The organism is Klebsiella sp. P1CD1 (assembly GCF_003790505.1).
Lineage (GTDB): Bacteria > Pseudomonadota > Gammaproteobacteria > Enterobacterales > Enterobacteriaceae > Klebsiella > Klebsiella variicola.
On sequence record NZ_CP033631.1, the window covers coordinates 2,789,132 to 2,814,236 of the forward strand.

Genomic DNA, 25,105 nt, shown 5'->3' on the forward strand with positions numbered 1-25,105 from the left:
TAAAAAAAGCACATACTAAAAACGCCATTACCATCGCTAAATAATGGCGAAGATCTGCCCATCGCAGTTAACGATAAAATAAACCAATCGGTTCATAGATAATCTCTATTCTTTATTCAGAGATAATGACCAGAGCGGTAATTCAGGAAGTCAGACAATGATCATTCGGCCAGAACAACACTGGTTTCTTCGCTTATTTGACTGGCACGGCTCCGTGCTGTCGAAAATCATCTTTCGTCTGCTGCTTAATGTGCTGATGTCCATCATCGCCATTATCAGCTATCAATGGTACGAGCAGCTGGGGATCCACTTAACGGTGGCGCCGTTCAGCCTGCTGGGGATTGCGATTGCGATTTTTCTCGGCTTTCGCAACAGCGCCAGCTACAGCCGGTTCGTCGAAGCGCGCAATCTGTGGGGGACGGTGCTTATCGCCGAACGTACGCTGGTACGCCAGTTGCGCAATATCCTGCCGGCCGAACACGATGTCCATCGCCGCATCGTCAGCTATCTGGTGGCCTTTAGCTGGAGCCTGAAGCACCAGCTGCGCAAAACCGATCCGACGGCTGACCTGCGGCGGCTGCTGCCGGATGACAAGGTGGCGGAGATCCTCGCCAGCTCAATGCCCACCAACCGGATCCTGCTGCTGGTCGGCAACGAAATTGGCCAGCTGCGGGAGGCGGGCAAGCTCAGCGACATCACCTACGGGCTGATGGACAACAAACTCGATGAGCTGGCGCACGTGCTGGGCGGTTGTGAAAGGCTGGCGACCACCCCGGTGCCATTCGCCTATACCCTGATCCTGCAGCGCACCGTGTACCTGTTCTGCACGCTGCTGCCGTTCGCGCTGGTCGGCGATCTGCACTACATGACGCCGTTTGTCTCGGTGTTTATCTCCTACACCTTTTTGTCGTGGGATTCGCTGGCGGAAGAGCTGGAAGATCCTTTCGGTACCGCCGCCAATGATCTGCCGCTGAACGCCATGTGCAATACCATTGAGCGCAATCTGCTCGACATGACCGGTCAGCATCCGCTGCCGGAGACGCTGCGTCCGGACCGTTACTTCAATCTGACCTGAATCAGACCCACCGGGCGGTTTCCGCTGCCCGGTCATCGCTTTCCCGTGGGTCTTTTATCCGTCAGCGCACAGCGACGATAACTGCGAAAATTTGCAAATAAGTTAAATTGAACACCTGATAGATAACATCAATTATACAGATTTGTTGTGTATGTTATTATTCAGTTAACAAACGCAGTACCTACGCTTTCCCATCGTACTATCCTTGAGAAACCGCATCCTAATCAGGTGACGCCGTGCTAACCACGCCACGTCGCCCGGGGCCGTCGTACGCCTTTTTTCAGGCTGCGGCGGCCAGAACAGAGCAGCAGGAGTTAAAAGATGACCAATAAAAGACGCGCGGTGCCCGGTGTTCACCCCTATGATGGCCCGGCAGGCGGGTGGGGCGCCCTGAAGGCCACGGCCATCGCTGTGCGTACCCAGATGGATGCCTTCGAGGCGCCCGCCACGCTGCTGCGCACTAACCAGCCGGATGGGTTTGACTGCCCGGGCTGCGCCTGGCCGGATAAAGAGCATAAATCCACTTTTCAATTTTGCGAAAATGGCGCCAAAGCCGTGACCTGGGAGGCGACCACCAAACGAGTGACGCCCGCGTTCCTCGCAGCCAACACTGTGACCTCCCTGCTGGCGAAGAGCGATTTTGAACTGGAAGGCTACGGCCGCTTAACCCATCCTTTAGTCTACGACCGCGCCAGCGATACCCTGCGTCCGGTGGCGTGGGAGCAGGCCTTCGCCCGCATCGGCGAGATCCTTCGCGGCCTGCAGCCTGATGAGGTCGAGTTCTATACCTCTGGCCGGGCGTCAAATGAGGCGGCATGGCTGTTTCAGCTGTATGCCCGCGAATATGGCACCAACAACTTCCCCGACTGCTCCAACATGTGCCATGAATCCACCAGCGTGGGCCTGCCGCAGTCGATCGGGATTGGCAAAGGCACCGTCTCCCTCGACGATTTTGACCAGACCGAACTGGTGATCTCCATCGGCCATAATCCGGGCACCAACCACCCGCGGATGATGGGCACCCTGCATGAGCTTTCCCGCCGCGGCGTGCCGATTATCGTTTTTAACCCGCTGCGTGAGCGGGCGCTGGAGCGTTTTGCCGATCCGCAGAACGTGATGGAGATGGCGACCCGGCGCTCGACGCCGATCGCCTCGACCTACTACCAGGTACGGGCCGGCGGCGACGCGGCGGCGCTGAAAGGGATCGCCAAAGCGCTGCTGCAGCTGGAGGAGGAGCAGGGCAATGTGCTCGACCACGGGTTTATTACCCAGCATACCCAGGGATTCTCCGCCTTCGCCGAGGATCTGCATGCCACCCGCTGGCAGGATATCGAACAGGAGTCCGGCCTGACGCGCGAATCCCTGACCCAGGTCGCCGTGGCTTACGCCAAATCCAGGGCCACCATCGTCACCTACGGCATGGGTATTACCCAGCATAATAAAGGCACTTCCAACGTCCGTCTGATTGCCGACCTGCTGCTGATGCGCGGCAACATCGGCAAGCCGGGCGCTGGCATCTGTCCGCTGCGCGGCCACTCAAACGTGCAGGGAAACCGCACCGTCGGGATCAGTGAAAAACCCTCCGCGGCCTTCCTCGACAGCCTGCAGCGGGTGATGGGGATTACGCCGCCGCGGCATCATGGTCACGATGCGGTGAAGGCCCTGGAGGCCATGATCGCCGGCGACGCCAAAGCCCTGATTTGCCTCGGGGGCAACTTCGCTGTGGCGATGCCGGATCACGAACGCGCCTTCCCGGCGATGCGCGGCCTTGAGCTCAGCGTTCACGTCGGCACCAAGCTCAACCGCTCGCACCTGCTGACGGCGAAAGAGACCTTTATTCTGCCGTGTCTGGGCCGCACCGAGCTTGACCTGCAGGCCAGCGGCCGGCAGTCGATCACTGTCGAGGATTCGATGTCGATGGTGCATGCGTCGTCAGGCAAGCTTAAGCCCGCCTCGCCGACGTTGCGCTCGGAGCCGGCGATTGTCGCTGGTCTGGCGAAGGCCACTCTGCCGGCCAGCAAAGTGGACTGGCTGTATCTGGTGGAAGATTACGACCGCATTCGCGATCTGATCGAACAGACCATTCCGGGGTTCGAGGAGTATAACCAGCGTATTCGTCATCCCGGGGGCTTCCGCATGCCGCTACCGCCGACCGAGCGCATCTGGCCAACGGCCACCGGTAAAGCGATGTTCTCGGTCTTCAAAGGGGTGCATGAGAACGTGGTGGTGGAGGGCGAAGATGTGATGCGCTTAGTGACGCTGCGCAGTCACGATCAGTACAACACCACCATCTACGCGATGAATGACCGCTACCGCGGCGTTTTTGGCCGCCGCGACGTGCTGTTTATGAATGAACAGGACATGGCTGCCCAGGGGCTGGAACATGGCGATCGGGTAGATATTCATACCGCGCTGCCAGACAGCGAGCTGACGCTGGAAGATATCACGGTGGTAGCCTACGGCATCGCGCCCGGTACCGTCGGGGCCTATTATCCGGAAGCCAACGTGCTGGTGCCGCTGAACTATCTGGATGAAGAGAGCGGCACCCCTTCATATAAGTCGGTTCCCGTTCGTCTGACGCTGCGCTCGAAAGAGATCCGTCCGCTGGCCGGCGTACGCTAAAAAGCAGGGCGCAGGGCGGCATCGCGCCGTCCTGCGCCCCACAGCACCTCGTGATATCCTCGCTTGAATTTATCGCTACTGAAACTAACATTCTGGTAACCTGTGCGCGGCCCCGGGGGTGAACGGCGGGGTTCAAACGGGAAAGAGAATGGATATTAAGCAACTCAAGTATTTGATCGCGCTCGATCAGACGCGCCATTTTGGCCAGGCGGCGGCGGCCTGCCATATTACTCAGCCGACCCTCTCCATGCGCATTCGTAATTTGGAAGAGGAGCTGAACCTGACGCTTATTCAGCGCGGCCAGCGCTTTGAGGGGTTTACCCCGGAAGGTGAGCGGATCCTGGCCTGGGCGCGGGCGGTGCTGGCTGCCCATGATGGTCTGGCGGCAGAGGCGGCGATCTGTCGCGGGCAGATGGTCGGTCAGCTGCGGGTCGGCATGGTGCCGCTGGCGAGCCTGAACCCGATGCAGCTGATTAAACCGCTGGCGGAGAAATACCCGGCGCTGCAGTTCAGCCTGCTGTCGATGACCTCGGAGCAGATTATCGATGGCGTCAGCCGTAACCAGTTGGATCTGGGCATTTGCTATCTGCAGCATCTGGACCAGCGCCTGTTTAAGGTCGCCCGGTTGCCGCAAACCCGGATGGGGCTCCTGCATGATAAACGCCATTTCGACTTCAGCGGTGCGACGCCGGGGTGGGAGGCGCTGGCGACGTTGCCCCTCGGTTTTCTGACCAAGGGAATGTACTACCGGGAATCCATTGAAATCAGCTTTAAGGCTAAAGGGCTAACGCCGAAGTATGTTTTTGAAAGCGATTCGACGTTTCAGATTATCCAGGCGGTGCAGGCGGGGATCTGCTGCGCGATTATGCCGCTCAACAACGGCCTCGAAGCGCTGAGCGATAATCTTGAAATTCTGCCGATCGCCGAAACCCAGGTCGATTCACAGCTGGCGCTCATTATGCGCCAGCAGGAGCCGGTATCAACCCTGGCGGAAAAATGCTTCGCCGAGGCGCAGGGGATTTTTGGCTGAGGCCAGTCCCTGCGACAACCTCAGATATTCTCCAGTCGAATGCCCCGCGTTCTGGGGCCGAAGATCCCTACCGACAGCATCACCATCAGCATACTGACGACGATAAAGCTAATCACCCCCGGCGTGCCGGCGTATTGCAGAATAATGCCGATCAGGATGCTGGTCACCGCGGTGGAGAGCCGGCTGAACGAGTAGCAGAAGCCGACGGCGCGGGCGCGAATATGGGTCGGGAAGACCTCGGCCTGGTAGGCGTGGTAGCTGATGGTCAGCCAGGCGTTGGACCAGGTGATCATAAACCCGCAGATCACCAGCAGAATCGGGCTGTTTTGCAGGGCGAACAGGGTCCCGAAGATGACAGTCATCAGCGCGGAGAGGACAATTTGCCATTTGTTCTCAAAGCGATGCACGAAGCGGGTACAGAACAGGCAGCCCAGCGGATAGGCGAGGGTGATAAAGAAGGCGTACAGCAGACTGTGAGTGATGCTGGCCCCCTGACCGGAGAGCAGCGCCGGCAGCCAGTTGCCAAAGCCGAAGAAGCCGATCGACTGGAAGAAGTTCATCACCATCAGCATCAGGGTGCGCTGCCGATACTGCGGCGCCCAGATTTCGCGGAAGGTGCCGCGTTTGACGACGCTCTGTGCCGCATGCGCATGCTTCGGCGACGGCGTCACGCCACAGCGGGCTTCCATCTCACTCATCACCGCATGCGCGTCATCATGCCGCCCTTTGCTTTCCAGCCAGCGCGCTGACTCCGGCAGCTTTTTGCGGATAAACCAGATCGCCAGCGAGAACAGCGCGCCAAAGATGATCACCCAGCGCCAGCCGCTGAGGCCGAAGAGGGTGGTTGGCACCAGCATCCAGGACATCAGCGCCACCGCCGGAACCGACAGGAACTGGATGAAGAAAGCGAAAGCAAACGCTTTATTGCGCAGATGGGTTGGCATCCATTCGCTGAGATAGGTGTCAATGGTCACCAGCTCAATACCGAGGCCGATCCCCACCAGAAAGCGGAAAAAGATCACCCCTTCCGCGCTGCTCTGCGTCGCCATCAGCAGCGAAAAGAGGCCGTACCAGGCGAGCGCCACCATAAACGTCAGACGTCGCCCCAGCCTGTCCGCCAGCGGCGCCAACAGACTGGCGCCAATAAACAGCCCCATAAAGGTGGCGGAGGCAAAAGCCGCCTGATCGGCAATCCCGAATATCCCCGCCTGCCCGGTGTGGAAAATCCCGTCGGCCAGCAGCCCTGCGCTGATATACCCGGTCTGGAACAGGTCGTAGAGCTCGAAGAAGCCACCGAGGGAGAGCAGGGTGATAAACGACCATAAACCGAAGGAGGCGGGCAGCGCATCAATGCGTCCGGTTAAGCTGGCGTGCGGTTGTCCTGGCGAGGCATAAGGCGCGCCGCCGAGAACCTGGGTGGTAGACATGGTGTTGTATTCCTCAGGATGAATGGTTTGCCTGCTAATGTTAATTGATTGTTAATAGTTTTATATTTTTAATCCTACGCGTTAGCTGCAATCTTTAGCGCAAGATATCGCGGTACACCATGAAAAATGAGATTCATGCTAGTTTTCTCCGCATGCCAGGCGAAGAATTGAAGTAAATCACCGCGGACGGTATTTCCCGTTGTGCGATTCGCCAACCCGCAGGAAAGCGGCTAGAATGGCCTCCTCGCAGGAGGTTATAAGAATGTTAAAAGAGGGATGTATGGCGTCGTATTCAGATCAGCCAGAGATGGCGACTGAGTTTCGCTTTACCCGTGTGATGGCCGAGCAGGCGGCGCGGGCGCGTCTGACGCTCGATGACGATCAGCTGTCGCTGATCGCTCGCCTGGATGCTTTGGGCCAGCAACTGTTGTCCGCGGCGGGTACGCCGCAGGGGGTGTACGTCTGGGGGCGGACCGGGCGGGGGAAAAGTTTTATCCTCGACCACTTTTTTGCCAGCCTGCCGCTCGCCGCCCGGCGGCGGGTCCATTTTCATCACTTCTTCCGCGAGCTACATCAGAGGCTGAATGCCCCCGGCGCGCCCGACCTGCAGGCGGTGATGAGGCAGATGACTTCCGGCTGTCGCCTGCTGTGCTTCGACGAATTTCATCTTCACGACCCTGGCGACGCGATGCTGATCAAGGTCTTACTGGCGCATCTCTTTCAGCGCGGTATTGTGCTGTTGGCGACGTCAAACTATCCGCCGGAGATGCTGCTGCCCAATCCGCTGTATCACGATCGCTTTTTACCGTCGATCGCGCTGATCCGCGCCCACCTGGCGGTCGTCGCGCTGAACGGTGAGGAGGATTATCGCCAGCGTCATCTGAGCGTCGATAATGCCTTCTGCAGCGGGCGGATGTGGGTTAATCCGAATGCACAACAGCTTCAGCTGTATGATCTGCCGTCGCTGCATGCCGAACCGGTTTCGCTGACGGTAGGTTATCGCACCCTGCTGGCTGCCACGGCGTCATCCACTCTGCTCCACTTCACCTTTGCCCAGCTCTGTCAGGCCGCCACGGCGGTGATGGACTATCTGACGCTCAGCGAAAGCTATACGGTCTGGTTACTGGATGAGGTGCCGCCGCTGGCTACGGTGGGGCCGGCGGCCCAGCAGCGCTTTATCAACGTGATCGATGTGCTGTATGAAAAGCAGATCCGCCTGCTGCTGGTAACCTGCTGCGATCTGGAGACGCTGGTGGCCGGGGTGGAACTGGAGGATATTCAGCGTACGCGGAGTCGCCTGCAACAGTTGCCGCGGGCGGTATAAGCAAAACGCCCCGGCGGGTGCCGGGGCGGGGAGATTACAGATCGAAACGGTCGAGATTCATCACCTTAGTCCAGGCGGCGACGAAGTCATGCACCAGCTTCTGCTGCCCGTCGGCGCAGGCATACACTTCCGCCAGCGCGCGCAGTACAGAGTTGGAGCCAAACACCAGATCCACGTGGGTGGCGCTGTACTTCGCCTCGCCGGTTTTACGGTCGCTGCCGGTAAACAGCTCCGCGTGGTCATCGGCCGCTTTCCAGACGGTGGCCATATCCAGCAGGTTGACGAAGAAATCATTGCTGAGCACGCCGACGCGGTCGGTGAACACCCCGTGTTTGCTGCCGTCGTAGTTCGCGCCCAGTACGCGCAAGCCACCGACCAGCACTGTCATTTCCGGGGCGGTTAGCGTGAGCTGCTGGGCTTTATCGATCAGCAGCGTTTCCGTCGAGACACCGCCTTCGATACGGCGATAGTTGCGGAAGCCATCCGCCAGCGGCTGCAGCAGGTCAAACGACTCGACGTCGGTCTGCTCAGGCAGGGCGTCGACGCGGCCTGGGGTAAACGGCACGTTAACGCTGACGCCGGCGGCAGCGGCCGCCTGCTCAACGCCGACCACGCCAGCCAGCACGATGATATCGGCTAACGACGCTTTGCCGGAGGCGCGCTGGATCGCCTGCAGAGTCGGCAGCACCCGGCTGGCGATAGCATTGACCGGCCAGTCTTTCTGCGGAGCGAGGGCCAGGCGTGCGCCGTTGGCGCCGCCGCGCTTATCGCCGCCGCGGAAGGTGGAGGCGGAAGCCCAGGCGACCGAGACCAGCTCACTCACCGACAGGCCGGCACCGGCGATGGCGGTTTTCAGGCTGGCGATATCCTCAGCGCTCGGCTGATGAGTCGCTGCCGGCAGCGGATCCTGCCAAATCAGATCTTCTTTCGGCACTTCCGGACCGAGGTAACGGGATTTTGGCCCCATATCGCGATGGGTCAGCTTGAACCACGCCCGGGCAAACGCCTCGTTAAAGGCCTGCGGGTCGTTGAGGAAGCGGCGGGAGATCTTTTCAAACTCCGGGTCGAAGCGCAGGGTCAGGTCGGTGACCAGCATGGTCGGTTTGCGCTTTTTCCCCGGATTAAACGGATCCGGGATAATTTCCGGCGCATCTTTGGCTTCGAACTGGATAGCGCCAGCCGGGCTGCGGGTCTGCACCCATTCATATTTAAACAGGTTCTCGAAGAAGTAGTTGCTCCACTGGGTGGGCGTCTGCGTCCAGACCACTTCCAGACCGGAGGTGATGGCATCCGCACCTGCGCCGCTGCCGTAGCTGGAGTGCCAGCCCAGGCCTTGCGCTTCCAGTGGGGCGGCTTCCGGCTCGGCGCCGACGTGGCTGGTTTCGGCGGCGCCGTGGGTTTTGCCCAGCGTATGGCCGCCGGCGATCAGGGCGACAATCTCTTCATCGTCCATCGCCATATTGCCGAAGGTGGCGCGAATGGCCGCTGCGGCGGACAACGGCTCGCCGCTGGCGTTCGGTCCTTCAGGGTTGACGTAGATTAGCCCCATTTCGGTGGCGCCGATGGCCTGTTTGGCCAGGCTTTCCGGGTGACGGTGGGCCAGCCACTCTTTCTCATCGCCCCAGTCGACGTCCAGATCCGGTTCCCAAACATCTTCACGACCGGCGCCAAAGCCAAAGGTGCGGAAGCCGGCGTTTTCCAGAGCGACGTTACCCGCCAGCATGTAAAGGTCGGCCCAGGAGATTTTCTGTCCATATTTCTGTTTTACCGGCCACAGCAGGCGACGGGCTTTATCGAGACTGACGTTGTCTGGCCAGGAGTTCAGCGGCGCAAAGCGCTGCTGCCCACGGCCTGCGCCGCCGCGACCGTCAACGGTGCGGTAGGTGCCGGCGCCGTGCCAGGCCATACGAATAAACAAGCCAATGTAGCTACCCCAGTCTGCCGGCCACCACTCTTGCGAGTCGGTCAGCAACGCTCTGAGGTCAGCTTTCAGCGCGGAGTAGTCGAGCTTTTTAAACTCTTCCCTGTAGTTAAAATCCTCACCCAACGGGTTGGAACGACTGGAGTGCTGGTTCAGCAGATCGACACGCAGCTGGTTAGGCCACCAGTCGCGGTTGCCGGTGCCGCTGCCGGCGCTCTGTTTTGGCGTCTCGGCGTGGAAAGGGCACTTTCCGGCGGATGCGTTGTTGGATGGGTCGTTTGACGTGCTCATATCAGGCTCCGTTTGCTTTTGTGAATGCCATTACGATATACACTGCTACCAATAAGCGATATTTGAATGAGTCTACAGATTTAATAGCTAATTCCGTTCAACGAAGGGTAAACATCCCCTTATATGACCAGGGAGACCTGGCGGTTAGTATAAACCTCACCATTAACCATAGACGTAACGAGACGGCAAAGGAAACGATCTGCGTCAATCAGGGAGCCGGAATGCTAATTGTTTGAGATATGACAATTTTCCTGCGAGAAAAGGATGAGGGCTGTCCGTTGCGCGAGCGCAACGAATGTTCGGTACGGGGGTTGTTGGCGGACACAGAATAAGCTAATACTTAGGCACCATGTGACTGGCGCTGAAGACAGAATACTGTCGGGGAGCATGGTCGACGTCGCCGCGCGCCTGGGCATTACCGATATCTGGAGATAAGTTATGCCTGAATTCGCTTCATTAATGGCCTTTGCCGCGGTGGCGCTGGGGTTGGTGTTAACCCCAGGCCCCAACATGATGTATCTCACTTCGCGTTCGATTTGCCAGGGAAAACGCGCTGGCTTTATCTCCCTTGCCGGCGTGGCCGTGGGATTTTTCTTCTATATGTTGTGTGCCGCTTTCGGCATCACCGCGTTGGTTTTCGCGGTTCCATACGCCTACGATGCCTTGCGTTTATGCGGGGTCGCTTATTTGCTCTATCTGGCGTGGCAGGCGATCAAACCGGGAGGGCGGCCGATATTTGCGGTGCGCGACTTACCCGCGGACAGTGGGCGTAAGCTGTTTCTGATGGGATTCCTCACCAGCCTGGCGAACCCCAAAGTTGCCATCCTGTATCTGTCCCTGCTGCCGCAGTTTATCACCCCTGGACTCGGCAGCGTGCTCAGTCAGTCGTTAATATTAGGCTGTACCCAGGTGATCATCAGCGTGGCGGTGAACGGCATGATTATCTTGCTGGCCGGGCAGGTGGCGTTATTTCTTGGTCGGCGGCCGGGCTGGCAACAATTTCAACGCTGGCTGATGGCGACGGTACTGGCGGGAATGGCGGTTAAGATCGCTTTTGAGGCCAGAAAATAAGCGGGTTGATCGTGTAAACAGATGCCAGCCGTCCCCGTTGCTGGCTAACCTCGCACTCTGATGCCTTTCTCCTGCACAGAAAGGCTTCCCACGCTCTAACATGCTGAAACATTTCTGCCAGATCATTAGCAACCTTTCAGTAGGGCTGGCGCCGCGATAAGGCTATGCTTCCCGGCCGTTACGCTGTTGGCTTTTCTTGTGATTCAGGTGATGTACCGCTAATGCCCCTTTTGAGAGATGAAATTCGCGACCACTCCGCGGAAGAGATGCTGTTTATCCGCCGGGCCGCAATTGCTTTTCTGCTGGTGGTGGTCTGCTTTGGCGTGCTGATCGCCAACCTCTACCATCTGCAGGTGGAGCAGCATGATTTCTACCAGACCCGATCGAACCAGAACGACATTAAGATGCTGCCCATTGCCCCCAGCCGCGGGCTGATATTCGATCGCAATGGCATTCCGCTGGTGCAGAACATTACCCTGTATCGCCTGCAGGTGATCCCGAGCAAAATTCCCGATATGACCGCGCTGCTGCAAAGCCTGACGCCGATCGTCGACCTGACGCCGGATGACATCGCCAGCTTCCGCGACGATATGCACCACAACAGCCGCTATAAAGCGGTGACGCTGAAGTCCGACCTCAGCGACGTGGAGGTGGCGCGCTTCGCGGTTAACGAATTCCGTTTCCCCGGCGTGACGGTGGAGAGCTATCAGCAGCGCGAATACCCGTACGGCGACGAGCTGGCGCACGTGGTGGGCTATGTGTCGAAAATTAACGACAACGACCTGCAGCGGCTGGCGAAAGACGGCGAAGAGGAGAACTATGCTGCCGACCACAATATCGGCAAGCAGGGGATCGAGGGCTATTACGAAAAAGCACTCCACGGCACCACTGGCTATCAGGAAGTGGAGGTCGATAACCACGGCCGGGTGGTGCGTCTGCTGAAAGAGGTACCGCCGGTGGCCGGGAAAAACCTCTATCTGACCCTCGACCTGCACCTGCAGCAGTATATTGAGTCGGTGCTGAAGGGGCAGCGCGCGGCGGTGGTGGTGGTCGATCCCCGGGATGGCGGCGTGCTGGCGATGGTCTCCAGCCCCAGCTACGATCCTAATCCGTTCGTCAAAGGCATCGGCTATCAGGCCTATAAATCGCTGCTCGATAATCCGGACCGGCCGCTGATCAACCGTGTTACTCAGGGGCTGTATCCCCCGGCCTCGACGGTGAAGCCCTATATGGCGCTGTCGGCGCTCTCCGCAGGGGTCATCACCCCGAACACCACCTTCTTCGGCGCGCCGACGTGGACGCTGCCGGGCACGCAACGCCGCTACCGCGACTGGCTGAAGACCGGCCACGGGATGCTCAACGTGACCAAAGCCATCGAAGAGTCGGCTGACACCTTTTTCTATCAGGTCGCTTTCGAGATGGGCATTGACCGGATCCATGAGTGGCTGAGCAAGTTTGGTTACGGCCAGTCCACCGGCATCGACCTTAATGAGGAGTATGCCGGCGTACTGCCCAGCCGGGAGTGGAAACAGCGGGTGCATAAAAAGCCCTGGTATCAGGGGGACACCATCTCGGTCGGCATCGGCCAGGGGTACTGGATCGCCACGCCCATTCAGATGGTGAAGGCGCTCACCACCCTGCTGAACAATGGCAAGGTGCAGGATCCGCATCTGCTCTATTCGATGAAGCAGGGCAACCATGTGGAACGTTATCAGCAGCCGGCGAACCTGCCGCAGGTGGGCGATCCGAAATCGCCGTACTGGGGCATTGTGCGCAACGGCATGTATGGGATGGCGAATCTGCCCAACGGCACCGGCTACAAGCTGTTCCATACCGCGCCGTACCAGATCGCGGCGAAGTCCGGCACCTCGCAGGTGTTCAGCCTGAAGCAAAACCAGACCTACAACGCCAAAATGATCCCGGTGCGTCTGCGCGACCATATCTTCTATACCCTGTTTGCCCCTTATCAGCATCCGAAGGTGGCGATGGCGCTGATCCTGGAGAACGGCGGCGGGGATGGGGTGGTGGCCGGACCGACGGCGCGCGCCATTCTGGACCACATCTTTGTTCCGCAGCAGGCGTCATCCGCGGCGGCTGACGTGCCGCAGCGTGACAGCGCCGATGCCCAGTAAGCGGCTGGACTTATTCCGGACGCGCATCGTTCATAGATATTGGTTATTTGTCCCGCGGCTTTCCGGGCGGCATAGTGATGGCAGGGAACATGACCCGGAGCGAGGAGGAAGGGTGACACGTAACCGATTATTGCTGGTTCAGACCGGCACGCCGCCGGCAGCCATCCGCGAGGAGCATGGCGATCTGCCGCACTGGTTCCGTACGCTGCTGGCGCCGTGGCAGGCGCAGCTGACCGCGGTGCGGGTGTTTGAAGATGAACCGCTGCCGGCGCCGGATCGCCAGACCGTGGCGGTTCTCACCGGTTCGTGGGCAATGGTGTCCGATCGCCTGGCATGGAGCGAACGGACCGCCGACTGGATCCGTCAGGCGGTGGCTATCGGCATGCCGCTGTTCGGCGTCTGCTATGGTCATCAACTGATGGCCCATGCGCTGGGCGGTGAGGTGGCTTACCATCCTGCCGGGCGGGAAAGCGGCAGCAAAACGATTGCGCTTTCGCCGTGGGGTGTCGATGACCCGCTGCTGAGCGGCCTGCCAGCGACATTCCCCGCGCATTTGAGCCATTTGCAAACCGTGACCCGTTTGCCGGAGGGGGCTACCGTGCTGGCCGCATCCTCCCACGATCCCCACCAGATTGTGCGCTACGGGCCGCAGGCGGTCTCCACGCAGTTTCACCCGGAATTCACCGCGCCGATTGCCCGCTCGCTGATCCGCTACCGGGAGGCGGTGCTGCAGGCGGAAGGCATCGACCCACAACAGTTACACGACGAGGTCCAGGAGAGCCCGCAGGCCGCGGCGATCCTCACCCGCTTCGTCAGCGACTTTCTGACCCCGGATGCCCCCGGCCATTAACTCCCTGTCGTGAACAGCACTCGCCAGCGACGACGCCGGCGGGTCATCTCACGCCACAGGGCGACCACCTCTTCAACGCGCAGCGCGTCAGCCGCCTGCGGCGTCACCCCCGGCAAGTTATACTCCTGGCGCAGCGCGTCCAGGGCGCGCACCTTCGGCGGTACCCGGGAGCGGGCCTGAGCGGCCAGCCGCTGCTGTAACAACCTGAAGGTCGCCTCATCCATGGGGTCCAGCTGGCGCAGAAAGGTTTTACAGCAGCGGAGGAGTTCTCCGGGACGGCGTTCCGGGGACTGGAGCGCCATCAGCAGCCCATCGCGATCGGCAACGCGCTGATAGCGGCAGCTCACCACATAGCCTATCTGCTGCTCCACCCGCAGGCGCTGGAAAAACGGCGGCTCGCAGAACTGCGCCAGCACCCGCAGGGCCGCCAGCGAAGCGCCTTCCGGCAGCGGAAGAAAGACCAGTAGCGCCGTGTCGCCCCGGGGATAAGGCAGCCGCTCGACGCCGCCGCGGCAGGGGGCCGGAGCGGGCATCGGCGGATTAACCGGGACGGTAAGCCGGCTCAGCTGACGCGCTACCCACTGCGCATCTTTCGCGCTGCCGCCAATCAGGGCCGCCAGCCAACCTTCCTGGTGCGCTGACGTACCCAGCCGTTCGGGGAGCTGGGCCATGAGATGACGGATCGCAATACTCTCCGGCGGTGGGGGCAGCGGGGCGACCGGGAGCGCGAGATGCCGCACGATGGCCTGCAGAATCGCCTCCGGCCGTTGGCCGGACGCAGGCAACTGCAGGATCAGCTGCCAGCTACCGTCGAACAGATGCCACTCGCCGTGTCCCCCGGCATGGCGCAGGGCGGCAAGCAATGGACGCAGCTGTTCCCTGCGCGCCAGCCCTTCGGCCGGCGTGGGCGAGCAGTAGAAGGGCGGTCGCAGCAGGAGCGTCGGCGGCTCTTCCGGTGACGGGAGGTGACGCAGTGGCGCGGCTTCCGCCGGGCTTTCGGCCACGAGCTCGCCAGCGGCCTGCGGATAAAAAGCGAATGCCAGCGCCGGGTCAGAGACCGGACGTGGCGACCAGCGGCTGAGCGGCAGGCTAAAGCCCTGGGTGGCTACCGTTGCTCCGGGGGGCTGCGTCTGGCAGACCAGGCTGACCGTGGGGGCGGCCAGCAGGGCGGCGCAAAAATCGGCGAACCTGGTGGGCGGCGCCCCGGGGGCAAAGCCGAATGCCCGCTGGCGCAGCTGATCGAGAGGCGATAGCGCCTGAAAACGGCGCCGGGACAGCTGATAGTAGTGTTGCTGCTGCTCAGGCGTCGTCTGCTGTAGCGCCTGCAACCAGTGGGTTATCTGCCGGTCGACCTGTTCCGGCCGGTCGCTGGCGAAAATCAGCGCCAGCCAGCCGAAGTGCTGATCCTGATACAGCCAGTTCAGCGCCACGTCCTCGGCCATCCCGCGCTGGCGCAGGCCGGCCATCAGGCTACCGGGGGCTTCATCCAGCAAAAACTCGCGCAGTAACGTGACATTGTCACTTAAGGCGATCAGCGGGCAGCGCCACAGTGCGGGCTGGCTGGAGACGGCCAGCTGCAGTTGAGGGGGCTCGCCCAGAGTGAGCGGCGGCGCTGGCGGCGGTGCCTCGCCCGGGGCAAGCCCGGTGGCGAAACGGGTCGCCAGTTCGCCGAGCACCTCCAGCGACTGCGGCCCCTGCAGCCACAGTTGCATCCGGCGGGCGACGTAGTGGCTGCGGTGAAAGTCACGTAAGGCCGCCTGTAGCGCGAGGAAATCCTCCCCCAGCGACCCGGCGTCGCCGACCTGAAAGCGGCGAAACGCCGCGGGCGCGATGGCGGCGTGACGCACGGCGGCTTCCCGTCGCGACAACTCATGCTGTTGGATCAGGCGGTTTTCGGCGTCGATAACCGCGACTTCGCGTTGAATATCGTCCCTGAGCAGCAGCGGCGCCTGCAGCATCTCCTGCAGGCGCGCGACGCCGTCAGCCAGATCCTCGGCGGCGACCTCGAAAAAGAAAGCGCTGTGGCGGGACAGGGTGGTGGCATTCACATTCCCTGCCTGGCGCTGCACCCAGCTCATCAGCCGTTCATCATTGCGGTAGCGCTCACCGCCGTAAAACAGCAGGTGTTCCAGCAGGTGCGCCAGACCGGGGAAGCACGACGGTTCATGGTGGCTGCCGGCGGCAACCCGCACCAGGGCCGCCGCGCGATCGGCCTGCGGCTGATGAACCAGGGTAGCCTGCAGGCCGCCCGGCAGAGTGACAGTGCGGGTCGCCAGCGTCATTACAGTTCCCGGGTTTTGTAGATCAGCTGCGAGCGGGTACGGTTGCGGAACTGCAGCTGGCTGACTTTGATGTCGCTGCAGGCCGCTTCGCGCCGGGCCTCAAGGATTTTGTGATGATGTGGGGATTTGCTGCACACCGGGTCGGCGTTATCGGCGCTGCCGGTCAGCATAAAGGCCTGACAGCGGCAGCCGCCGAAGTCTTTCTCTTTTTCATCACAGGAGCGGCACGGCTCCGGCATCCAGTCATACCCGCGATAACGGTTGAAGCCGAACGAGTCATACCAGATCGATTCCAGACTCTGCTCCAGCACCGACGGGAACGCCACCGGCAGCTGGCGCGCGCTGTGGCACGGCAACGCAGTGCCTTCCGGAGTGACGCTGAGGAAAATCGATCCCCAGCCGCCCATACAGCCTTTCGGGCGTTCCTCGTAATAGTCCGGGGTGACGAACAGCAGGTTGGTGAGGTTGCCGCTGGCGGCCATTTTCTGCCGGTAATCGGCGACCACCTGCTCGGCGCGGGCGATCTGTTCCCGGGTCGGCAGTAACCCCTCGCGATTAAGAAACGCCCAGCCGTAAAACTGGCAGGTGGCGAGCTCGACGTCATCGGCCTCCAGCTCAATGCACAGCTCGATAATTTTATCGAGCTGGTCGATGTTGTGCCGGTGGAGGACGAAGTTCAGCACCATCGGGTAGTCGCGCGCTTTTACCGCTCTGGCCATCGCCAGCTTCTGCTGGAAGGCTTTTTTATTGCCGGCGAGAGCGGCGTTGAGCACCTCATCGCTGGCCTGGAAGCTAATCTGGATATGGTCCAGTCCGGCCTCGCTGAAGGCGTCGAGTTTGCTCTCGGTTAGCCCAATTCCCGAGGTGATCAGGTTGGTATAGAACCCGAGGTCGCGCGCGGCGCGGATCAGCTCCGGCAGATCTTTACGGGTCAGCGGCTCGCCGCCGGAAAAGCCCAGCTGTACGCTGCCCATCGCTCGCGCCTGGCGAAAGACCTCGATCCATTGTTCGGTGGTCAGCTCCTTTTCCTGCCGGGCGAAGTCCAGCGGATTGGAACAGTAGGGACACTGCAGCGGGCAGCGGTAGGTCAGCTCCGCCAGCAGCCACAGCGGCGGATTGACGGCGGGTTTATTCTGGCTCACGGCAGGTGATCCACTTCTGTTGACAGGCGATCTGCAGGAACTCGACGACGTCGTCATCGACGCCGCCGGCTTCCGGGAAACGTTCGTTAAGCATGGCGATAATCGCCGCGACGTCGCGCCGGCCATCGACCAGCTCGAGGATCGCCGCGGCGGTCTCATTGAGTTTAGCCATTCCCTCCGGATAGAGGATCACATGGCTCTCCTGGGCGGCTTCCCACTGCAGTCGGTAGCCGCGACGAAAGGCAACGATGGACGTTTTTTGCATGATTACACCAGTCGGGTCGTGTGCCAGGCCGCCTTGTCGGTGACCGTGTGATAGGGCGGGCGCTGCAGAGCGTAGGCCATGGTCATGGCATCGAGCATCGACCACAGGATGTCGAGCTTAAACTGCAGGATCTCCAGCATCCGGTTCTGTTTTTCAGCGCTGTCACAGTAGGTCTTCGCCAGCGCCAGACCATGCTCAACGTCGCGGTTAGCCTGGCTCAGACGACTGCGGAAGTAAAAATAGCCTTCCTCTTTGATCCACGGATAGTGCTGCGGCCAGCTGTCGAGGCGCGACTGATGGATCTGTGGGGCGAACAGCTCGGTCAGGGAGCTGCAGGCCGCCTCCTGCCAGCAGGCGCGACGAGCGAAATTAAGATAGGCATCCACCGCGAAGCGCACGCCGGGCAGCACGTGACGCTCGCTGAGCAGGTCGTCGCGGCTCAAACCGACCGCTTCCCCCAGCCGCAGCCAGGCTTCAATCCCGCCATCTTCGCCGTGGCTACCGTCGTGGTCGAGGATCCGCTGCACCCATTTGCGCCGGGTCTGCGCATCCGGGCAGTTGGCCATAATCGCCGCGTCTTTCAGCGGAATGGTGGTCTGGTAATAAAACCGGTTCGCCACCCAACCCTGAATTTGCTCGCGGGTCGCTTCACCGTTATGCATGGCGATGTGGTAAGGGTGGTGAATATGGTAGAAGGCGCCTTTAGCCCGCAGAGCCTCTTCAAAGGCCTGCGGCGACAGCGTGTCGGTGATCAGCATGCGGTATCCTGAAGGGTGATTGCCATCCCGTCCCAGCTCACTTCAATCCCCTGTTGCGTTAGCGCCTGGCGCTGGGGAGACTGTTCGTTAAGGATCGGGTTGGTGTTATTAATATGAATGAGAATTTTGCGTTTTGCCGGCAGGGAGGCCAGCAAGGCCATCATCCCGTGCTCATCGCTGAGCGCCAGGTGTCCCATATCGCGACCGGTATTGCGCCCGACGCCGGCGGCCTGCAGCTCGTCATCCTGCCAGACGGTGCCATCGATCAGCAGACAGTCCGCTTTTTGCAGCCACGGCAGAAGGGCTTCATCCGGCTCACCCAGCCCCGGGGCATAGAACAGCGTCTGCCCGTTGCGGCGGTTTTCGATAAACAGCGCCACGTTATGGCCCGGCAGCGGCCGGTCGCGATACGGCGAATAGGGCGGCGCGTTGCTGGCGATAGGCACGGCGGTAAACTGCAAATCAGGGCAGGCGTCAACGGTAAAAGGCTGCTGCGGCGCGATGGGATGATGCACCAGGCCGCCGTTCCAGTGTCGCAGCATGGTAAACACCGGGAAGCCGGTGGAGAGATCCTCATGAACCTCCGGCGTGCACCACACCTGGTGCGGGCAGCCTTCGCGCAGGCTCAGCAACCCGGTGGTGTGGTCTATCTGGCTGTCGGTGAGAATAATGCCGCCGATAGACGTCCCGCGCAGTACGCCGGGTTTATTTAACTCGGGGGTATGGGCAATCTGCTGGCTGATATCCGGCGAGGCATTGCACAGCACCCACTCTTTGCCGTTATCGCTGACGATGATCGACGACTGGGTGCGGGCACTGGCCTGAATGGTGCCGTTGCGCAGACCCTGACAGTTGGCGCAGTTGCAGTTCCATTGCGGGAAACCGCCGCCGGCGGCGGAGCCGAGGACTTTAATGAACATGAAGACGGACCGGGTAATGAATGAAGGTGCCCGCGCGAACGGCGGGCGGGGCGATTAACGGTTAGAAATGTACAGCGTCACTTCCAGACCGAGACGTAAATCGATAAAAGCAGGTTTCTTCCACATGTTGTGTTCCTCTTAAAAATGACGACAGGCCTCACGGATAATGCTGGATCTGTGACGGCTGCCGCATATTGCGCTTCACCGGGAGAGAGATCAACCCGGAATCTGTAAGGAATTAACTTTATGTTTACAATATAACCTATTGTTGCCAAACCTTTTTTAATACCCGCAGCCAGTTGTTCCACAGCAGCTTATCCAGCACCAATTGATCATAGCCATTGTCCCGCAAGGCATTGATAAGCCGCGGTAAGCCGGCCACATCGCCAAGCTCGTCGGGCAGGGTGATGCCGTCAAAATCCGAGCCGAGAGCCACATGATCCTCACCCATTATGTTAATAAGATAGTCGATATGCCGGACAATGGTGGTTAAGGGCGTGTCGCTGTCGCGCCGTCCGTCGGCGCGCAGGAAAGCATTGCCGAAATTGACCCCCACTACGCCGCCGCTGTCGCGGATCGCCCGCAGTTGCCGGTCGGTCAGATTGCGCGGCTGTGGGCACAGGGCGTGGGCATTAGAGTGGGTGGCCACCAGTGGGGCGGTGGAATGGTGAGCGGTATCCCAAAAGGCCTGTTCATTCATGTGCGAAACATCGATCTGCATCTTCAGGGCGTTGGCCTGAGCGATGAGCGCAATGCCCTCGCGAGTGAGACCCGGCCCGCTGTCCGGGCTGCCGGGAAAGGCGCCGGTGACCCCGCAGCCGAAGCGATTGGCGATGTTCCAGAACGGACCAATGCTGCGCACCCCGGCGCGATAAAAGGCCTGCAGATCTTCGCCTTGCGCGTCGAACCCGCCAGCACCTTCGATGTGCGCCACCATCGCCAGCGCGTTATCCTGGCGACAGCGTTCGATATCCGCCGCGCTCAGGCACAGCCGCGCGCGGCTGGCGTCATGGGCGCAAATCGTCTTGAGGATAGCCAACTGCTGCCAGAGGATCGCCCGCGGATCCCACGCCTGGCTGGCGTACTGCGGCGCCACGCGGGTGATATACTCCTGCGGCGGCACAAAGAGGGCGAACAGGCCGCCGGCCAGCCCGCCCTGGCGGATACGCGGATAGTCGAGATGGCCGTTTTCTATCCCGGCAAAGAAGGCGCTTACCGGATCCTCACGATGGTGAAGCCAGAGATTCAGCAGCAGGTCATTGTGACCATCAAAAATCGCCATAGCGGGTTCCTGCGTTCTTAAGTGGTGAAAAATGCCTGCCACGGTAACGGATTTATCTCCTGGGGCAAGCATAAATTCACATGCCCGCAACAATTGCCAACCTCGACTCTGTATCACACTGTATCTCGCGGCGCAGCGCTGACATTAAGAGATAAAAATGGCCCCGGTCGGGCACATGGCAGATACAAATTTCCGCTTTACTGGTCACGTACTCTCTTGATGATGATAAAAGGTGAGAAAGTGATGAACAGATTATCCCTGATCCGCTATACCAGCGCCGCGGCGCTGGGGTTATCCACCCTGTGGTCCGCTGCCGTTTGCGCCGCGGAAGACGCGGGGGCGTTCGACAAGATCCACCAGATCCGCGCCGGCGACCTGAATATAGGCTACGTGGATATCGGCCCGCGCGACGGCCAGCCGGTGATCCTGCTGCACGGCTGGCCCTACGATATTCAGAGCTATGCTCAGGTGGCGCCGGCTTTAGCGCAGAAGGGTTACCGGGTCATTGTGCCGTATCTGCGCGGCTACGGCACGACCCGTTTCCTCTCCGCCAGCACGCCGCGTAACGGTCAGCCGTCGGCGATGGCGGCCGATATTGTCCATCTGATGGACGCCCTGAACATCAGGCAGGCGGATCTGGCCGGCTTTGACTGGGGCGCGCGCACGGCGGATATCGTCGCCGCGCTGTGGCCGCAGCGGGTGAAATCCCTGGTCTCGGTGAGCGGGTATCTGATCAGCAGTCAGCAGATTGGCGAAAAACCGCTGCCGCCGCAGGCGGAGCTGTCGTGGTGGTATCAGTTCTATTTTGCCACCCCGCGCGGCGAAGCCGGTTACCGGCAGAACACCCACGACTTTGCGAAATTTATCTGGCATCAGGCGTCGCCGCAGTGGCAATTCAGCGACGCGACTTTTGCCAGAACCGCCCGGGCGCTTGATAACCCGGACCACGTGGCGATCACCATCAGCAACTACCGCTGGCGCCTGGGGCTGGAGAAGGGGGAAGCGAAGTATGCCGGCTATGAACAACGGCTGGCGGCGCTACCGCCGATAACCGTGCCCACCATCACCCTTGAAGGGGCGAATAACGGCGCGCCGCATCCGGCTCCCGCCAGCTACCGGGCTAAATTTACCGGGAAATATGAACACCGGGATCTGCAGGGGGCGGTGGGCCATAATCCGCCGCAGGAGGACCCGGCAGACTTTGTCCAGGCGGTGGTGGACGCCGATCGTTTGTAACCCGCACCTTGCCGGCGGCGCGACGTTGCGCTTCCGGCAACACGGCTTATGCTTGTGAAGAGTTTATTTTGCCGCAGGAGCACCCTTTGGAGCGTATTGACCACATCCTGGTCGTCGATGACGACCGCGATATTCGGGAACTGATTGTCGACTATCTGGAAAAATCGGGATATCGCGCCAGCGGCGCGGCGAACGGCAAAGCCATGTGGTCGGTGCTCAAAAATCATCAAATTGACCTGATTGTGCTGGATATCATGATGCCGGGCGAGGACGGCTTAACGCTCTGCCGCCAGCTGCGCGCCAACCCGCAGCAGGATATTCCGGTGCTGATGCTCACCGCCCGCACCGACGACAGCGACCGGATCCTCGGCCTGGAAATGGGAGCTGATGATTATCTGATTAAACCCTTTGTGGCCCGCGAACTGCTGGCGCGCATCAAAGCCATTTTACGCCGCACCCGGGCGCTGCCGCCCAATCTGCAGATCACCGAGGCGGGCAGACTGATCGCCTTTGGCGACTGGCTGCTCGACACTGCCGCCCGCCACCTGCTGGATGACAGCGGCGCCATCGTCGCCCTCAGCGGGGCGGAGTATCGGCTGCTGCGGGTGTTTCTCGACCACCCCCAGCGGGTGCTGAACCGCGATCAGCTGCTGAATCTGACCCAGGGACGCGACGCGGAACTTTTTGAGCGGTCAATTGACCTGCTGGTGAGCCGACTGCGCCAGCGGCTACGGGAGGATGCCCGCGAGCCGGCCTACATTAAAACGGTGCGCAGCGAAGGCTATGTGCTGTCGGTGCCGGTCTCCATCCGCGAGAGGCATGAATGAGGTTCTGGCCCGCCTCGCTGCAGTCGAGGCTGATAGCGCTGCTGTTTCTGGCGCTGCTGCTGGCGAATACTTTAACTCTGTCGCTGCTGTTTTATGAGCGTATGAGCAGCGCTCGCAGCGTGATGCTGGGCAATCTGGCTTCCGATGTCGCCACCAGCGTGGCGATCCTTGACCGCCTGCCGGCTGCTGAGCGCCCGCAATGGCTGCCGAAGCTGGCGCGCGGCAATTATCGCTATCTGCTGGACTCCGGCGAGCGCGGCGACTACCCGGACAGCTGGCGCGCCCGGGACGCAGCCCGCTCCCTGCAGGAGGCGCTGAGCGCGCAGTACCCGGTAAGTATTGTGACGATCCCCGGCCCGCGGCAGCATATTCAGGCCCATATTACCCTCCACGACGGCGCCCCGTTGACTCTCGATCTGTGGCCGAAGCTACCGGCCATCGCCCGCTGGCTGCCGGTGGTGCTGATCGCTCAGTTTGTTCTCCTGCTGGCCTGCGCCTGGTATGCCGTTCGCCAGGTGTTGCTGCCCATCACCCGTTTTACCCGCGCAGTGGACGCCCTTGAACCGGCCAGCGACACGGCGGGAACCATGGCCGAGCAGGGGCCGGAAGAGGTCCGCCGTGCCGCTCGCGCGTTTAACGCGATGCAGGCGCGCATCCACGACCATCTGCAGGAGCGGGCGCGGATCCTCGCCGCTATCTCCCACGATCTGCAAACCCCGATCACCCGAATGAAGCTGCGGGTGGAGATGGCCGACCAGCCGGAACTGCGCGATAAGCTGCTGCAGGATCTCGACAATATGACCCGCCTGGTGCGGGAGGGCATCGCCTTCGCCCGCACCTCGCAGCCACTGGCGGAGGCGCGCCAGCGGCTGAACCTTGACGCCTTTCTCGACACCATCGTCTGCGATTATGCCGATGTCGGCCGGCCGGTGCGTTTTTGCCCGGAGGAGACCGCCGGGGTGGTGTCGATCCCACCGCAGGCCCTGCGCCGGGTGATGACTAACCTTATCGATAATGGGTTGAAATTCGGCACCACGGTCACAGTAACCCTGACCCGCGACGCCGCCGGGGATATCACTCTCCATGTGCTGGATGAGGGGCCGGGGATCCCGGAGGCCGCGCTACAGGCGGTGCTGCAGCCGTTTTATCGCCTGGAGGACTCGCGCAATCGCGATACCGGCGGCACCGGTCTGGGGCTGGCGATCGCTGCGCAGCTGGTCAGCCAGATGAACGGCGCACTGCGCCTGGCCAACCGCCCGCAGGGCGGCCTGGACGCCAGCGTTCGCCTTGCCGCGGCGGGATTGTATCCTGCTGTATCTCCGGCGCAGACGGATAATTAAGCCGACAATTCTCCCCCTTTCCCGACACATTCGCCTTACATGGCCTTGCGGTAATGTCGTGGCTGCCACTCCCGGCAGCGACGACATAATGAGGAGAAGGCGATGTCGATATTCATTGCATTTTTGGGCGGAATGTTAACCCTGCTGAGCCCCTGTACGCTGCCGGTGATCCCGCTGCTGTTCGCCAGCGTCCGGGGCCGCCGGGGGCAGCTGGCAATTATGCTGGCTGGAATGGCGCTGATGTTCGGCGCGGTTTCGTGGCTGGTGACGGTCGCCAGCGGCTGGGTGGTGAATCTGACCCTCGCAGGCCGCGGCCTGGCGCTGGCGTTCTTCGCCCTGGTCGGGCTGAGCCTGCTTTCGCAGCGCGTCGCGCAGCGGCTGACCTCACCCCTGGTGGCGCTGGGAAATCAGCTTAACAACGCCAGCTCACGCCAGCGCGGCTGGATCGGTTCGCTGCTGGCCGGGCTGGCGGTGGGTCTGCTGTGGGCCCCGTGCGCCGGGCCGGTATTGGGGGCGATACTGAGCCTGGGCTTTGTGCATCCGGGCCAGGCGACCACTGGCGGGTTGCTGCTGGCTTACGGCAGCGGCGGGGCGCTGATGTTATTCCTGCTGGGGTGGTGCGGCGCGGCGTTGATTGCCCGTCTGCGTCGTGGGCTGGCGTTCGGCGAACGGCTGCGCCGGCTGGCGGGGGTGGCGATGCTGGCCTCGGTGGCGCTGATCGCCAGCGGCGGCGATCGCTATCTGCAAAGTGCGGGAGGCTGGAGTCAGGCGCTGGAGCAGCGGCTGGCCGCCCGTCTGCCGCAGCCGGAGCAAAAGACCATCCTCCAGCCGATCGCCGCGCCGCAGCCCAGCAGCGCGATGCCCTCCCTGGCGGGAGGCAGCGCGTGGCTCAACAGCCCGGCGTTAACTCCGGAGCGTCTGAAGGGCAAAGTGGTGCTGGTGGATTTCTGGACCCGGGAGTGCATCAACTGTCAGCATACCCTGCCTTACGTGCGCGACTGGGCGAACAAATACCGCGCGGCCGGGCTGGTGGTGATTGGCGTCCATACCCCGGAATATCCCTGGGAGCGTTCGCTGCCGCTGCTGCGCCAGGCGGTGAAGGACGGGCGGATAACCTACCCGGTGGTGGCGGATAATGAGTACGCCATCTGGAATGCCTTCGGCAATCAGTACTGGCCAGCGCATTACATTTTCGACGCTCGCGGACAGTTGCGTTATACCGCCTTCGGCGAAGGGGATTATGCCCGCCAGGAGCAGGTGATCCAGCAGCTGCTGCAGGAGAGCAAAGCCTGACCCGCGGCGTAGGCGTC

General features: G+C 61.2%; 20 protein-coding genes and 1 riboswitch. Of the genes, 11 read left to right on the top strand and 9 right to left on the bottom strand.

The window, feature by feature from the left end:
- Positions 1-157 precede the first annotated feature (157 nt).
- From DTA24_RS13965 to DTA24_RS13975, 3 genes are all read left to right on the top strand, one after another.
- Positions 158-1,075, top strand: coding sequence for a bestrophin family protein (locus DTA24_RS13965; protein ID WP_012968132.1), 918 nt, complete (start codon positions 158-160; stop codon positions 1,073-1,075).
- Between the two features lie 321 nt (positions 1,076-1,396).
- Positions 1,397-3,697, top strand: a complete 2,301-nt coding sequence (locus DTA24_RS13970) for an FdhF/YdeP family oxidoreductase (protein WP_123836891.1) — start codon at positions 1,397-1,399, stop codon at positions 3,695-3,697.
- A gap of 148 nt (positions 3,698-3,845) precedes the next feature.
- A complete protein-coding gene (locus DTA24_RS13975) occupies positions 3,846-4,727 on the top strand; it encodes a LysR family transcriptional regulator (protein WP_012541629.1) in 882 nt (293 codons plus the stop codon).
- A gap of 20 nt (positions 4,728-4,747) precedes the next feature.
- On the opposite strand, the gene DTA24_RS13980 is transcribed toward DTA24_RS13975, so the two are convergent.
- The gene (locus tag DTA24_RS13980) at positions 4,748-6,154 is read right to left on the bottom strand and encodes an MFS transporter (RefSeq protein WP_044650028.1); all 1,407 of its coding nucleotides are present in this window, start codon (positions 6,152-6,154) and stop codon (positions 4,748-4,750) included.
- 262 nt (positions 6,155-6,416) lie between these two features.
- On the opposite strand from DTA24_RS13980, the gene zapE reads away from it, so the two are divergent.
- Entirely contained in the window at positions 6,417-7,478 is a 1,062-nt protein-coding gene (gene zapE, locus DTA24_RS13985; protein WP_413773789.1) for a cell division protein ZapE, read from the top strand.
- A 34-nt stretch (positions 7,479-7,512) separates the two neighbouring features.
- Here the strand turns inward: zapE and katG are convergent, their stop codons facing one another.
- Positions 7,513-9,690 (bottom strand): catalase/peroxidase HPI, encoded by a 2,178-nt coding sequence (gene katG, locus DTA24_RS13990; RefSeq protein WP_123836892.1) that lies wholly within the window; start codon positions 9,688-9,690, stop codon positions 7,513-7,515.
- 341 nt (positions 9,691-10,031) lie between these two features.
- A riboswitch (ZMP/ZTP riboswitch) is annotated at positions 10,032-10,111 on the top strand.
- A gap of 17 nt (positions 10,112-10,128) precedes the next feature.
- Between katG and DTA24_RS13995 the strand changes: the two genes are divergently transcribed.
- From DTA24_RS13995 to DTA24_RS14005, 3 genes are all read left to right on the top strand, one after another.
- Positions 10,129-10,761, top strand: coding sequence for a LysE family translocator (locus DTA24_RS13995; RefSeq protein ID WP_004898401.1), 633 nt, complete (start codon positions 10,129-10,131; stop codon positions 10,759-10,761).
- A 221-nt stretch (positions 10,762-10,982) separates the two neighbouring features.
- Complete coding sequence (gene mrdA / locus DTA24_RS14000; protein ID WP_164481335.1) at positions 10,983-12,893, top strand: penicillin-binding protein 2; 1,911 nt, start codon at positions 10,983-10,985, stop codon at positions 12,891-12,893.
- A 112-nt stretch (positions 12,894-13,005) separates the two neighbouring features.
- The gene (locus DTA24_RS14005; RefSeq protein ID WP_008804776.1) at positions 13,006-13,743 is read left to right on the top strand and encodes a glutamine amidotransferase; all 738 of its coding nucleotides are present in this window, start codon (positions 13,006-13,008) and stop codon (positions 13,741-13,743) included.
- Here the strand turns inward: DTA24_RS14005 and pqqF are convergent.
- The 7 genes from pqqF to DTA24_RS14040 form a co-directional block, all read right to left on the bottom strand.
- Positions 13,740-16,025 (bottom strand): pyrroloquinoline quinone biosynthesis protein PqqF, encoded by a 2,286-nt coding sequence (pqqF, locus tag DTA24_RS28625; protein ID WP_123836893.1) that lies wholly within the window; start codon positions 16,023-16,025, stop codon positions 13,740-13,742. The two genes, DTA24_RS14005 and pqqF, sit on opposite strands and share 4 nt — an antisense overlap.
- Complete coding sequence (gene pqqE / locus DTA24_RS14015; protein ID WP_008804778.1) at positions 16,025-17,167, bottom strand: pyrroloquinoline quinone biosynthesis protein PqqE; 1,143 nt, start codon at positions 17,165-17,167, stop codon at positions 16,025-16,027. Before pqqE ends, pqqF begins: the two co-directional genes overlap by 1 nt.
- On the bottom strand, positions 17,154-17,432 hold the full coding sequence (gene pqqD / locus DTA24_RS14020) for a pyrroloquinoline quinone biosynthesis peptide chaperone PqqD (RefSeq protein ID WP_008804779.1): 279 nt from the start codon (positions 17,430-17,432) through the stop codon (positions 17,154-17,156). Before pqqD ends, pqqE begins: the two co-directional genes overlap by 14 nt.
- A gap of 2 nt (positions 17,433-17,434) precedes the next feature.
- The gene (gene pqqC / locus DTA24_RS14025; protein ID WP_008804780.1) at positions 17,435-18,190 is read right to left on the bottom strand and encodes a pyrroloquinoline-quinone synthase PqqC; all 756 of its coding nucleotides are present in this window, start codon (positions 18,188-18,190) and stop codon (positions 17,435-17,437) included.
- Positions 18,184-19,110, bottom strand: coding sequence for a pyrroloquinoline quinone biosynthesis protein PqqB (gene pqqB / locus DTA24_RS14030; protein WP_008804781.1), 927 nt, complete (start codon positions 19,108-19,110; stop codon positions 18,184-18,186). Before pqqB ends, pqqC begins: the two co-directional genes overlap by 7 nt.
- 54 nt (positions 19,111-19,164) lie before the next feature.
- Positions 19,165-19,236, bottom strand: coding sequence for a pyrroloquinoline quinone precursor peptide PqqA (gene pqqA, locus DTA24_RS14035; protein ID WP_002905689.1), 72 nt, complete (start codon positions 19,234-19,236; stop codon positions 19,165-19,167).
- Between the two features lie 136 nt (positions 19,237-19,372).
- Complete coding sequence (locus DTA24_RS14040; protein WP_110196397.1) at positions 19,373-20,392, bottom strand: dipeptidase; 1,020 nt, start codon at positions 20,390-20,392, stop codon at positions 19,373-19,375.
- 243 nt (positions 20,393-20,635) lie between these two features.
- Here DTA24_RS14040 and DTA24_RS14045 point away from each other — a divergent pair, with 243 nt between their 5' ends.
- From DTA24_RS14045 to DTA24_RS14060, 4 genes are all read left to right on the top strand, one after another.
- The gene (locus tag DTA24_RS14045; RefSeq protein ID WP_064160409.1) at positions 20,636-21,628 is read left to right on the top strand and encodes an alpha/beta fold hydrolase; all 993 of its coding nucleotides are present in this window, start codon (positions 20,636-20,638) and stop codon (positions 21,626-21,628) included.
- Between the two features lie 86 nt (positions 21,629-21,714).
- Positions 21,715-22,455 carry a response regulator gene (locus tag DTA24_RS14050; protein ID WP_004180014.1) on the top strand — a complete coding sequence of 247 codons (741 nt, stop codon included), beginning with the start codon at positions 21,715-21,717 and terminating at the stop codon, positions 22,453-22,455.
- Positions 22,452-23,795, top strand: a complete 1,344-nt coding sequence (locus DTA24_RS14055) for a sensor histidine kinase (RefSeq protein ID WP_123836894.1) — start codon at positions 22,452-22,454, stop codon at positions 23,793-23,795. The genes DTA24_RS14050 and DTA24_RS14055 overlap by 4 nt, the downstream gene beginning before the upstream one ends.
- Positions 23,796-23,897: 102 nt before the next feature.
- Positions 23,898-25,088, top strand: coding sequence for a cytochrome c biogenesis protein/redoxin (locus DTA24_RS14060; protein WP_008804785.1), 1,191 nt, complete (start codon positions 23,898-23,900; stop codon positions 25,086-25,088).
- The last annotated feature ends 17 nt before the right edge of the window (positions 25,089-25,105 follow it).